At 73.9% G+C, this 12,565-nt stretch carries 5 protein-coding genes; 1 reads left to right on the forward strand and 4 read right to left on the reverse strand.

Annotated elements, in window-relative coordinates:
* Positions 1-114: 114 nt before the first annotated feature.
* The 4 genes from OHS59_RS24020 to OHS59_RS24035 form a co-directional block, all read right to left on the reverse strand.
* Entirely contained in the window at positions 115-5,541 is a 5,427-nt protein-coding gene (locus OHS59_RS24020) for a hypothetical protein (RefSeq protein WP_328495467.1), read from the reverse strand.
* Positions 5,542-5,727: 186 nt separating this feature from the next.
* Positions 5,728-7,788, reverse strand: coding sequence for an ATP-binding protein (locus OHS59_RS24025; RefSeq protein ID WP_328499329.1), 2,061 nt, complete (start codon positions 7,786-7,788; stop codon positions 5,728-5,730).
* Positions 7,789-7,814: 26 nt separating this feature from the next.
* Positions 7,815-8,546 carry a DUF4255 domain-containing protein gene (locus OHS59_RS24030; RefSeq protein WP_328495468.1) on the reverse strand — a complete coding sequence of 244 codons (732 nt, stop codon included), beginning with the start codon at positions 8,544-8,546 and terminating at the stop codon, positions 7,815-7,817.
* Between the two features lie 193 nt (positions 8,547-8,739).
* The gene (locus OHS59_RS24035) at positions 8,740-9,408 is read right to left on the reverse strand and encodes a helix-turn-helix transcriptional regulator (RefSeq protein ID WP_328495469.1); all 669 of its coding nucleotides are present in this window, start codon (positions 9,406-9,408) and stop codon (positions 8,740-8,742) included.
* A 242-nt stretch (positions 9,409-9,650) separates the two neighbouring features.
* On the opposite strand from OHS59_RS24035, the gene OHS59_RS24040 reads away from it, so the two are divergent.
* Entirely contained in the window at positions 9,651-12,530 is a 2,880-nt protein-coding gene (locus OHS59_RS24040) for an AAA family ATPase (protein WP_328495470.1), read from the forward strand.
* The last annotated feature ends 35 nt before the right edge of the window (positions 12,531-12,565 follow it).

Consider the following 12,565-nt stretch of genomic DNA (forward strand, 5'->3'; position numbering starts at 1 on the left):
CTCACTCGGCTGCGCCTGATGAACTGGGGCGCGGCTCCGTTCTTTTGAGGGGCGCGGGGAACTGCGCGAACGGCCCCACCGGCCCGCAGCCGGTGAACCGGGGCGCAGCCCAGTTCAGGGCGTGGCTGCCGCGTTGGACTTCTTCTCCGACAGGTGCCCCTGGGGGTCCCGCAGCTCGGACGCGTTCGCCGGATTCCGGAGAAGACGGCGAACCGCAGGCGCGGGCATCCGGATCACGACCGGACGGGGAAGCGTGAACTCCCTCACCCCAACGGACCGTTGCCCCCCGGGCCCACGCCCCACGACCCGCGCGACCACTCGCACATCCAACGTGAACTGCACAAGCACCGACTCCGACTTGGGCTTGTGCAAAGGCATCGACCCGGCGGCGTTCGCCGCCGTATCGGTCGCACTGCCGGAGCCGTCCGCGTTACCGAGAAGCTGATTCATCCGGAACTCGGTGGCGTTGAGCACGCCCGCCCCACCGATCCCCCGCGCGGACTTGCCGTGCTCGACCGACTGCTGGCCGTCCACCCCGGTCGGCCGGGGCGCGTCCAGCCCGCTCTGCGCCACCGTCTCGAAGGTCATCTTGTCGCCGACCCCCAGCACCCGGCCGCCCCGCAGCCGCGCGTGCAGTGAGGTGCGCAGGTCCTGGCCCCGGACCCCACTCGCGTGCACCGGCGGCAGATCCACTCCGGCGGAGGTCAGCAACGGCAGCGCCGAGATGAGCCACTCCGTGGAGACCGCCTCCCGCTGGACGTGGGCCGCGGCATCACCCTGCTTGCCGTAACGCTTGCTGCCGCCCGCCTCCCGTACGGTGTCGTCGATCAACTTCCGGATGGCCGGCGCCCCTTGGAAGCCGTTGACCTGGGCCTCCATCGGCAGGGCCACCCCGCCCTCGTGCCAGGGGCCCATCCGGTCGGCGCGGGCGTCCTCGCGGCCGGGCGCGGCCGTCCGCCCCTGCCGCGGCTGCTCCTGCGCCACGGGCCGCAACTCGTTCAGGGCCGTGAGGTCGTGCTGCAGGATGCGATGGGTGAGCTGCCGCCCGCTCAGCTGCGCCACGTCCAACCGGCCCTTGGCCGAATGCAGTTCGAGCGACGCCGTGATCGGTACGTTCATCCGCACCGAGCGCGCCGAGGCCTCGGCGACGGTCTTGACGCCGAGCTGGGCACGCCCGGTGGAGCCGGTCTTCTGCGCGCTGCTGTGCCCGAGCCCGAGCCCCGCGGCGCCGCCGACGTTCTTCAGCTGGCCGCCGCCGTTCTCGGGCTTCGCGGCCCCGGCGAAGACGGCCTCGACCCCGCGCGCGTCGCTCTTCTCCCGGCTGCCCGCCCGCTGCGCCACGGCCGAGGTGATGTACTCCAAGTCCCCGAGGCCGTCCGGCGCCGTCCCGGCATAGGTGCCCGGCCCGTCGCGGCTGACCTTGAACACCGCCCGGTACGGCGTACCGCGGCCGTCCAGCAGCTCCACGGTGACGCCGCCGTCCATCGCCCCGGACAGCAGCCCGGCGGCCCCGTCCCGGTCGAGCACCCGCAGCAGGCGCTGCACGTTGTCGTTGCGGTCCTTGAGCTGCTGCCGCGGCAGCAGGCGCTCGGCCAGGCTCTTGTCCCGGCGGCCGAGGCTTGCGCGGAGCTGTTCCAGGAGGGGCACGAAGTCGGGCAGGTCCTCGATCGCACCGAAGCCGAGGGGGAGTCCCTGGGCCAGCCGGGGCTGCGGGGCGGGGGCGCCGGTCTCCCGGCCGCCCTGCTCGTCGCGCCCGGTGTCGCCGCCCGCGACCGTGCCGGCCGCCTTGCTGCTTCCCGCCTTGCTGCTCTCCGCCGTGGTCGCCGCCTTCTTCGTCGTCTCCTTCGTCGTCTCCTTCGCGGTCTTCTCCGGCGCCTTCTCCGCCGTCTTCTCGCCCGGTACGCGCAGCTTCGACGCCCTCAGCTGGTCCGCGGTGAGCCACACGGCCGCCGCCCCCGGCAGCGTCCGCTCGGACTTCGCCACGTACGGGCCGCCGCCGGTGACCCCGACCTCGGCGACCATCCGGACCACCAGGTCGCAGTGGACCAGGTACAGGGACCGGGAGCGCGCGGTGTGCGCGTTGCGCTCGACCGTGCCGGCCAGCGTCGACGCCGTGGAGGAACCCTCGCTCAGGGTGCGGCCCGCCGAGACGCCCTCGCCGGCCCGCCAGTCGGCGCCGTGCTGCATGCCCACGACACCGGCCTGCACCGACGTGCTCGTGGTGTCGGACTCCTGCCCGGTGGCCTGGTGGCCGCCCAGGACGAAGCTCTCCGTACCGGGCCCCGTGGCCCGGTGCACGACCTTCGGGTTGGCCAGCGCGAACCGCGTACCCACCGCGCCGGTCAGCCCGGCCGTCCGGCGCGGGTACCGCAGGTTCTTCACGACCCAGCCCGAGGAGACGGCCTGCCGCAGGGCGGCCGTGACGGCCTGTGGACTGAACCGCTCCTCGATCGCGAGCCGCGGCGCGAGGCCCTCGGTGGCCAGGGCCTTGTCCTCGCGGAGCGTCCTGTTGCGGGCGGCGGCCCCGGCCAGCAGCTCGAACGCGAGGTCCCGGATCGGCTGCCCGTCGCCGAGGGTCTCCACCAGCGTCCAGTCCCGTACCCGCCGCGAGGCCATCGCCCGCGGTTCCATGCCCGCGAGGTCGCCGATGCCCTCGGCTGCGAACGTCCGCTGCGGCGGCCCGTGTCCGGCCGTCCGGGCCGCGACGGAGGCGTCCAGCCGCTGCTTCTCGTCGGTGTCCATCGTGAACCCGGCCGGGGTCAGCAGGCGTACGTCCTGGTCCTCCACGTCGACCGTGCCGATGTGCCTCGCCTCGGGCACGCCCCGGCCCGGCAGGCCCGGCGTCAGGGTGCGCTTGGCCTTGCGCTCGCGCGAGGTCATGGTGACGTCCACGTCGAGGTGCAGGGAACCGCTGAAGGCGGCGGCGTCCTCGGAGCCGTTGGTCAGGATGTCCGAGCGGGTCGTCGGGCCGCCCTGGCCGCGCCGCGCGCCGGTCTTCGTCCGGTCGGCCCGCACCGAGGCGTTCAGCGCGGAGGGGATGATCCGGAACTGGCCGAGCACCATGCCGCCGACCGACCGCGAACTGGAGCGCCCGCTCTGGGCGTTGCTGGTGACTCCGGCGTGGCTGCGCACGAGCCAGTCCTTGACGTCACCGGCGTACGTGGTGCTGTCGAGGCGGCCGGTGACCTTGATCTGCACATCGTGCGCGTGCATCCGGGACTTGCGCCGCATCCGTACGCGGATGCCGCTGGAGAGCAACTGGTCCTTGTTGACGGCCAGGTTGGTGTCCGACAGGACGGTCAGCAGCTCGCGGTAGTTGGTCCGCTGCGCCTCCGCCTCCTCGGGGCTGGTCCTCCCGGGCTCCCGTCCGGCGCCGAAGGCCGGCAGATAGCCGGCCAGCTGCGGGTCGGTGGCGAAGAGCCGCTGGACGCCGGAGAGCAGGGGGCCGGTGTCCAGCTGGCTGATCGCGACGCTCGACCCCATGGCCCCGAAGGGCAGATGGCGCTCGACGTCAGGCGCGGCCTCCTCGGACGTGACACCGGAGGCCGCCTCCTTCCCCTTGGCCTTTCCGGAGTCGGAGCCCTTCGCGGGAGCGGCCTTCGGCTTCTTGACCATCTCGTCCGCGGTCACGCCCGACGGCAGCGGCAGCCCGAGTGCCTGCGCCTCGTCGGACCGCAGGCTCAGCCACACGTCCATCGAGTGGGTGGCCGTCCGGTTGCCCATCCGCGCCTTCATCGCGGGCGAGAGCGGCCCGGTGCCCTCGACGGTGAGCATCACCGTGCCCCGGTAGAGCACCTTGTCGCCGCGGACCTCGGCGCCCTGGCGGCTGGACACCGTCTGCTCCGACACGGTGAAGCGCGCGCTCTTCGCCCCGAAGGTCGGCATGGCCGTGGCACGTACCGCCGCGGCGTTCGCCAGCACCCCGAACCCGATGGCGGGGCCCACCCCGAAGGTGCCGCCGCGGCCCTTGCCCGCGGTGTCCGTCACCGAGTGCTGCGCCTGCTGATGCGTACGCAGCTGGGTCCTGCCGATCTTCCACGCGGGCGTCATCGAGCCGATGGCGGCACGCATCCGGTACGTACCCACCGCGCTGCCGTCCTTGGCGGTCAGGTCCTCGCCGACGACCTCCTGGCGCAGCAGCCGGGGCATGTCCTCAAGGACGGTGGTGGTGGAGGTGGCCTCGTACAGGCGGGCGCGGCCCGGGGCGCCCGGCGAGGTCAGCGAGGGGTGCAGCACCGAACGGACCTTGTCGAACAGGCCGTTGCCGCCCTGGTGCGGGGCGGCGGTGTCGGTGACCGCGACCGGGGCCAGGCTGTCGGCCCGCGCGACCTTCCTCGCGGTGCGCGCGGTCAGCCGCGTCGACGGCTGGGGCGTACCGCCGGAAGCGGAGGCGGAGGCGGGGACCAGGTGCTCGGTCGGGACGCGCATGGTGAGCGTGCCCGTACCGCTGAACGACTTCACCTCGGGGGCGTCCTGCTTCTTGATCCGTACGCCGTACCGGACCTGGCGGAGCAGTTCCACGGAGCCCTTGTCGCTGCGCAGGACGCGCGGTTCGGCCACGCTCTTCTGGGTGCGGGACTCCCGCGCGGACTGGAACGGCTGGGCGTTCGCCATGACCGCGCCGCCGAGCCAGACACCGGGCACGACCGGCGCGAGCCCGAAGGCCATCAGACCGGCACCGTGGCTCGCGGAGTTGCCGGCCGTGTGGCCCGCGGTGGCCTGGGTGTTGTGCTGCATGTCCACCTTGGTGGCGGCGCCCTCGGCCTCCCGGGCCATCGCGGCGCGGGCCGCCGCCCGGTCTCCGGCGCGTTTCGCGTTTTCGGCGCGTGCCTTCAGCACGTCCGCGGGGACGAAGGTCTCGGGCCGCTCGCCGGGGGCGGCGGAGACGGTGACGGTGACGTCGTACCAGTCCTTGCCGTCCGCGCCCGCCACGGAGAAGGCGCGGCCCTGCCCGTAGAAGGTCTCCGGCCGTCCGGCCAGCTCCTCCTTGATCTCGGCGACGGTCCCGTCGGAGCGTCCGATCGCGGCGGCCAGCGCGGTGCCCACGATCTCGTGGCCGGTCGGCTGCCGCGCCGTGGACAGCCCGGCCGCCGTCAGGTCCCGCAGATACGGCGGCAGGCCCAGCGGCTCCGGTTCGGGGGCGCTCTCCTCGCCCTCCGCGATGCTGGGCAGCACGGACCGCAGACGGGTGGCGGGGGCGTGCTCGGGCAGTTCCCCGATGGACGAAAGACCGGCGGATCCGGGCCGCTGCGCGGTGCGCGAGGGGCCCGCGACCGTGCGGCTCGCCTCTCCCGGCGGGGCGCCGAGGAGGCCGGCCCGGTGCGGATTCCTGCCGTGCGGGGCCCCGGAACCGCGCAGTGCCTTGGACGCCGCCGTGTTCCCCGCGCTCTGCTGCAGCGCGAGCATCGCGCGCGGCGCCGGGGCGCCCGGTGCGGAGGACCGGGCCGGCGAACCGGGTAAGGAGGGCTGGACCACCGGGCCGCGGGCAGCCGTCTCAGGAGCCTTGCCCTTGTCGTTCGACGCCTGCCGCTGTCTGCGCACAGTGAGCCGTCCCCACCACGGGGCAACCCCGCACGTCAGTTCCGTTCCGGATCCGTCCGTGAGGCAGCGTAACCACTGTGAAGGGTGGGAAAGGGCAGGTCACATGGGGTGTCAGCCGATCGAGGCCCGCAGCTCACCGGGGGGTCGGCCGCAGTTCATCCACGCGTCACACGGGCGCCGGAACGGCTACCAGTTGCCCTCGCCGGGGACCAGCCGGCCCGCCTTGCGGTACTCCCGCTCGGCGCCCTCGCGCAGGTCCGCCGTCGTGACGGGGGCGCCGCGTCCGGCGGCCGCGTAGGCGGCGGTGACGACCGCGCTGCGGATCGAGCCGCCCGCCAGTTCGAAGTCGCGGGCGACCGCCGAGGGGTCGGTGTCCTCCGCGCACGGCACCGCGGACAGGCTGTGCCGCCACAGGGCCAGGCGCTGGCCGGAGTCGGGGAACGGGAAGTCGACCACCATGTCCAGGCGCCGGGTGAACGCCTCGTCGATGTTGGCGCGCAGGTTGGTGGTGAGCAGCGCGATGCCGTCGAAGGACTCCAGCCGCTGGAGCAGGTAGGCGCTCTCCATGTTGGCGTACTTGTCGTGGGAGTCCTTGACCTCGGAGCGCTTGCCGAAGACCGCGTCCGCCTCGTCGAAGAGCAGCACCGCGTCCGTGCGGTCGGCCTCGGTGAAGATCCGCTCCAGGTTCTTCTCGGTCTCGCCCACGAACTTGTCGACGATCGAGGAGAGCTGCACCACGTAGAGGTCCAGGCCCAGTTCGGCGGCGACGACCTCGGCCGACAGGGTCTTGCCGGTGCCGGAGTCCCCCGCGAAGAGCCCGAGGACCCCGCGGCCCCGGCCGCCGCCGGCGCTGAGCCGCCAGTCGCCGAGGACCTGGTCGCGGTGGCGGGCCCGCAGGGCCAGTTCGTGCAACTGCACGAGGGGCTTGTCGGGCAGGACGAGGTCCTCCCAGCCCACGTCGGGCCGGATCCTGCGGGCATGCCGCTCCAGGCCCGAGGCGGACTGCTGCCGCGCCGCGAGCCGCAGATGGGCGGCGGTCAGCGGGGTGCCGTCGAAGACGGCGAGGCTCTCGGCGGCGTACGCGGCCCGCAGGATGCGGTCGCCGCCCAGCCGGTAGGGGGCCACGGTGGCCGCGAGGTCGAAGCCGGGCTCCTGGCGCAGGGCGGCCGACCAGACGTCCACCGCGCCGGCCCGTTGCCGGGGCGCGTCGAGGACCAGCGGGTCGTGCTCGCACCACTGCGGGTCGTACGGCCGCGACCCGGTGAGCAGCACCGGCACGCCGGAGTGCGCCAGGGCCCGTACGAGCGGGCCGGGCTGCTCCGGCAGGGCGGACGCGACGACGGCGGCGTCCCGCAGCCGGGCCTCACGCAGGAGTTCGGGTACGCGGTCCTCGGGGCCCGTGAAGTGCATGGCCTCGTACCCGGCGGCGCGCAGGGCGGCGGCGGCACCGGCGAGCCCGTCGCCATCGCGGTGTTCGCGCAGATAGACGGTGAGGGGCGCGGTGCTCAGCCGGTCGGCCAGCTTGGCGGTGAACTCGTCGTCGTGCGAGGGCGCGGCGGTCACGAGCGGGTGGACGTGGCCGACGAGGGCGGGGTCCAGGGTGTCGTCGCCGAGCAGATGCGCGATCAGCCGGTCGGGTACGCGCAACGACCGGCTGAGGAAGGGACGTTCGGGATCCTCGACGCTCAGCAGGCCGAGCGCGGTCAGCGGCGCCGAGGGGTGGAAGCGGGCCCGCGCCCCGGCGAAGTGCACGGGCAGCCCGCACAGGTCGAGGGCGAGCCCGGTGGTGGCCCGGCGCCTGCTGACGTCGTCGTTGAGGTACCCGTACAGCGACTCGAAGGAGCGCTCCAGGTCGGGTGCGAGGGCGATGAGCAGGATCCGGAAGTCCAGCTCGGTGAGCCCGAGACGCACCGCCAGCAGCTCCAGCCGGTCGGCACCCGGCGGCCGGCCGTCTTCCTCCCTGTCTCCGTCCCCGTCCCCGTCTCCCTCTCCTTCTTCGCCGTGCACGTCCCCAGCCTCATGCCCGTCCCCGTCCCCGTGCCTGTCCCCGTCCTCGTGCCCGTCTTCCGGGCCGTCCTCGAAGGCGGAGGTGTACGAGACCGTCACGGGCCCGAGAAGGTGCCGTACGGCCTCGTCGGAGAGGTACAGGCCGCGCAGCGGATCGCCCGCCGTGGGGTCGCCCGAGGCGCGCTCGTCGACCAACTCGGCCACACGGTCGCGCAGTCGGGCCAGGCGGAGCAGGAGCATGTCGGACGTGAGGGGGACGTGAGCGGTCACTTCTGCCGTTCTCCGGTGTTCTGCCGGTCCGCGGTGTTCTCCCGCTCACCGGTGTTCTCGCGTCGGCCGCTGTCCCCGCGGTCGTCGGGGGCCAGCGGTGAGGACCTGAGGTGCCGTGGCTGGTGCCTGCGTTCCTGCGAGCCCTCCAGCGTGCCGTCCATGCCGCGCACGCGCACACCCGCGCCCTCCGTGACCGGGGGACCGGCGTCGTACTCGGGGAAGGCCGGGAAGGGCGCCGTGACGACGAGGTCCAGGGACGGTTTGAGTTCGCCGCCCATCGCGGACCAGATCTCGGCGAGCGACCGGGACTCGGTGTGCAGCCCCGCCACCGTGAGCGGGATGGACAGGCCCAGCGCGCCCAGCGGGCCCGGCAGTTCACTGGCGGGCATCAGTTCGTGGGGCAGCAGGGTCGCCAACGCCGCGGACAGCAGCCGGTGTTCGTCCTGGGGCTGCTTGGTCCACGCGGTGACCAGGTAGGACAGCCGGAACCAGCGGGGCGGCTGACGACGGCGTACGACGATGTCGCGCTCGTCGCGGACGGCGGTGTGGCCGCGCTGGCGCCGGGAGACGTCCTCGCGGATGTCGTACAAGTAGGTGTTGATGGTCGGCGCGTTGCGCCGGGCCGCCCAGTCGCGGGTCGGCGCCTCGAAGGAGATGTCGATGCCGGACCCGGCCAGCGCACCGCCCCCGAGCAGCCGCTTGAGGACCTCGTCCACCTCGTGGATCACCGTCGCGCTCCCGCCCTGCCGTGCCTCGCCGTGCCGTACCGCCGCCGGATGACGGCGCGGCTGTCCCGCGGCGACACCGGAACCGCTGTCGTAACCGATCGTGCCTGTGGAGGCTCCGTCTCCGCAGGCACGCCGGGGACGACCGGCGGGCAGAGAGTGCTGCCCCCGCGTCCGTCGCCGGCTGCCCGTTCGATCAGATGTAGCCTTCGCGCAGGGCATGTGCCACCGCATGCGCCCGGTTGCGCAGATGCAGTCGGGTGGTGAGCCCGTGCATCACGTTCTTGACGGTCCGTTCGGAGTAGGACAGCTTGCTGGCGATCTCTCCGGTGTCGAGCCCCTCGGCGACGAGTCTGAGCACATCCACCTCACGCGGTGCGAGCCCCGAGGACGGGGCACCGGGATGGCTGCTCGCTGTGCGGTGCAGCGAACCGACCTGGCTGATCAGCCGGCCGAGCAGATCGGCGGGCAGGTCCCCGTCACCCCGTGAGGCCGCGACGACGGCCTGCACCAGCCGGTGCGCGGTGGCCTCGTGGCGCCACACGATGGCGCCGACCCCGCACTCGATGACGTCGAGCAGTTCGGTCTCGCGGATCATGCTCACCACGAGGACGGCGCGGGCGCCCTCGCTGCGCACCAGTCTGCGCAGCCGGGAGAGCGCGTTCTCGTCCAGCGTCTCGCTGATCAGCAGTGCGACCGTGTCCGGTCCGGTCTCGGTCTCCTCGCGGAGGTCGATCACCGGGTGCTGCCGCAGCTGGCTGAGTGCCCCCTCCTTGGTGATCGGGTCCGAGGCGTGTACCGCCACCGGTATTCGGGACTCGGGCTCTGCCGTGCCCGGAGCCGCGGTCCCAAATGAGCTGCGCAACGGACTCCCCTATGTTCACGAGCCCGTCACCTCTGTGGCGTCCGTGACAGGCGTGCAGTCATCACACTTCTGGGGGCCGCGCGTTCGGCGCAATCGTGGAGCACCACGAGACACACCACGAGATCGGAAACCTGATCGGAAACGACGTTGCATAAATGACAGTGGGTCATCTCACGCAACGGGAGCGACCTGTTCCGCCGTCCCACACAGTGGGCCGCACCACGGCCGCGAGGGAGGCAGGGATGTACGTACCACTGCTTGAGCGTCGGCAAACCCTGGAACTGGTGGCCGCCGAGGCCGCGCGCGCCCGTGCCGGAACGGGCGGGCTGGTGCTGCTGCGGGGTGCCACCGGCACGGGCCGTTCCGCGCTCCTCGAAGCCGCCGCCGAGCAGGCGGAGGAAGCCGGGATGCGGGTGCTGCGGGCCCGCTGCTCGCCCGACGACACCACCCTCCCCTTCGCCGCCGTACGTCAACTGCTGGGCCCGCAGTCGGAGTTCTCGGAGAACCGGGAGGTGCCGGACGAACGGGCGCGGGGCGCCTGGCTGTGGCGGCTGCTGCGTTCGTTCACGGCCGGGCCGCCGCTCCTGGTGACCGTGGACGACGTGCACCTCGCGGACGACTCCTCGCGGCGCTGGCTCGTCGACGCCGCCCGACGGGTGGACCGATTACCAGTACTGCTGGTGGTGACCGAGCGCAGTCAGTACGACATCGACGCGCCCGCGGCCGGTCTCGCCCACACGCTGTCACCCGCGCTCGTGCGCACCCTCACCCTCGCTCCGCTGAGCGCCGACTCCGCCACGCAGCTGGTCCGTTCGGACTTCGGCACGGTTCCGGCGACGTGGGTGCAGGACTGCGTACGGGCGAGTGCGGGCAGTCCGCTGCTGCTGCGTGCCCTGCTGGACGATCTGCGGGGGACCCTGGCGGCCACGGTGCCGAAGGCGTCCGCCGCGCTGTATCCGGGGGCGTACCAGGCGGCGGTGTCGTGGTGGCTGGACAGTGCGGGGGCCGCGACTGCGGAGGTGGCACGGGCGCTGGCCGCACTGGACGACGACTTGTCGGAACCTCGCGTTCGGACTTCGTCCGACCAGTCGAACGGCGAGGTCCGGTCGTCGGAGGCCGCCCGGCCCTTCGGCGACGGCTCCTGCCGGAGCGGGCCCTCGGCGGACGGCACGGCACCGGCCTCGGACGAGCTCGCCGAACTGCTCGGCGAGGTCACCGGCGCCGATCCGGCGCGGGTGGCGGGGTGGCTCACCGCCATGACCCGGCTGGGAATCCTGCGGCCCGGCGCCGACGGGCGGCCCCGCTATGCCCATCCCCTGCTGCGGGACGCGGTGCTGAGCGGCTGGCCAGTCACCAGGCGGCGGGCCGCGCACCGGACGGCCGCCGAGGTCATGCTGCGGCGCGGCGAACGCGCCGAGGTCGTGGCCGGGCAGCTGCTGCGGGCCGACGCGGTCGGCGAGCCGTGGGTCACCGGCGTCCTGCTGGACGCCTCGGCCGTCGCCGTCCACGACGGCCGCGCCGACGACGCCCTGCCGTATCTGCGCCGGGCCCTTGAGGAGCCGCTGCCCGACGACCACCGGCAGCGGCTCCTCACCGAACTGGGCTCCCTGGAGTACGCCACCGTGCGCTCCTCGGCCGGAATTCCGCGCCTGGCCGAGGCGGTACGGCTGCCGGGTGTCCCGCAGGACCGGGTGCGCGCGGCGGTGGCCCTGGGCACGGCACTGGCCGGGCGGGGCGAGGCCCGCGCCGCGGTCGACGTGCTGCGTTCGCTGGACTCCCAGCTGACGGGCCACCCCGACCTGGCCCGTACGGTGCAGATCGCCTCGGCGCTGCTCTCCGACCAGGACCACGAGATCAGGCAGGAGCTCTACCGCTGGCTGCGGGAGAGCGCCGGCCGCTCACCGGGCCTGGTCGGCACCGCGGGCCAAGCCCTGCTCGTCCGGTACGAGGCAACGGCGGGCCTGCTCTCGGCGGACGCCGCCATGGACCGCGTACGGGCCCTTCTCGCGGAGCCCGTCGAACCGCTCGCGGAGCCCTTCCTGCTGGGCACGGCCGCCGCCGTCGCCCAGTGGGCCGACGAACTCGAAGAGGCCGAACGGCTCGTCGAGCGCGGTCTCGCCAGACAGCGCCCGTCGCTGCTGCACCCGATGCACCGGGCGCTGCTGAACGTACGGGCCGACATCGCCGCGGCGCGCGGCGACTACGCGCGGCTGCTCACCGGCCCCGACGCCCGCCGGCCGGCCGGCGCGGGCCTGGGCCCTGCCAACGGGCAGGCGCACGCGCTGGTCGCGCTGGTCGAGACCGGCCGGGTGGTGGAGGCCCGCCGGCTCGCGGGCGGCTTCGACCTGCGGGAGGCGAAGGACTCCTGGGAGCTGAACCGGTTCCTGTACGCGCGAGGGGTGCTGCGGGCCGCCGGCGGGGATCCGGCGGGCGCGCTCGACGACTTCCTCGAATGCGGGCGCCGTCAGTCGGCGCGCGATGTGGTGAGCCCGGTCGTCACTCCGTGGCGGACGGCCGCGGCGGAGTGCCGGCTGGCGCTCGGCCGGCCCCGGGAGGCGCTGGAGCTGGCCGAGGAGGAACTGCGGCTGGCCCAGGTGTGGAACACCCCGCGTCCGGTGGGCCGCGCCCTGCGGGTGCTCGGCATGGCGACCGGCGGGCGGCGCGGCCTGGAACTCGCCGACCGGGCCGTACGGCTGCTGCGGGACGCCTCCGTCGACGTCCCGCTGGACCCGGAACTGATCCCCGCGCTGGTCGCGCAGGGACGCCAGCTCACGGCCGTGGGGGAGCGGGCCCGCGCCCGCGACTGCCTGCGGGAGGCGGCCGAACGTGCCGAACGGCTGGGCGCGGTACGGCTGCGGGCCACCGCCGAGGAGGCCCTGCGGGAGGGCGGCGCCCGCCGCACCACGACGACGCTCACCGGGTCGGGCGCGCTCACCGGCAGCGAGCGGCGGATAGCCGAGCTGGCCGCCGACGGCCGCACGAACACGGAGATCGCGGAACTGCTGCACCTGGCTCGCCGCACCGTGGAGACCCATCTGACCAGCACCTACCGAAAGCTGGGCATCCGCCGCCGAGGCGAACTGACGACCGCGCTCGGCGGGCAGCGGGGCGGGAGCCAGTAGGGCGGGGCACTGCGCGAACGGCCCCCGCCGGTGGG

Origin of the sequence: Streptomyces sp. NBC_00414 (assembly GCF_036038375.1) — a bacterium.
Classification (GTDB): Bacteria; Actinomycetota; Actinomycetes; order Streptomycetales; family Streptomycetaceae; genus Streptomyces.

What these genes read in the sequence shown, in the direction of transcription:
- OHS59_RS24025 (WP_328499329.1), bottom strand. Translation starts at nt 7,788, where the DNA reads ATGCTCCTGCTCCGCCTGGCCCGACTGCGCGACCGTGTGGCCGAGTTG.
- OHS59_RS24040 (WP_328495470.1), top strand. Translation starts at nt 9,651, where the DNA reads ATGTACGTACCACTGCTTGAGCGTCGGCAAACCCTGGAACTGGTGGCC.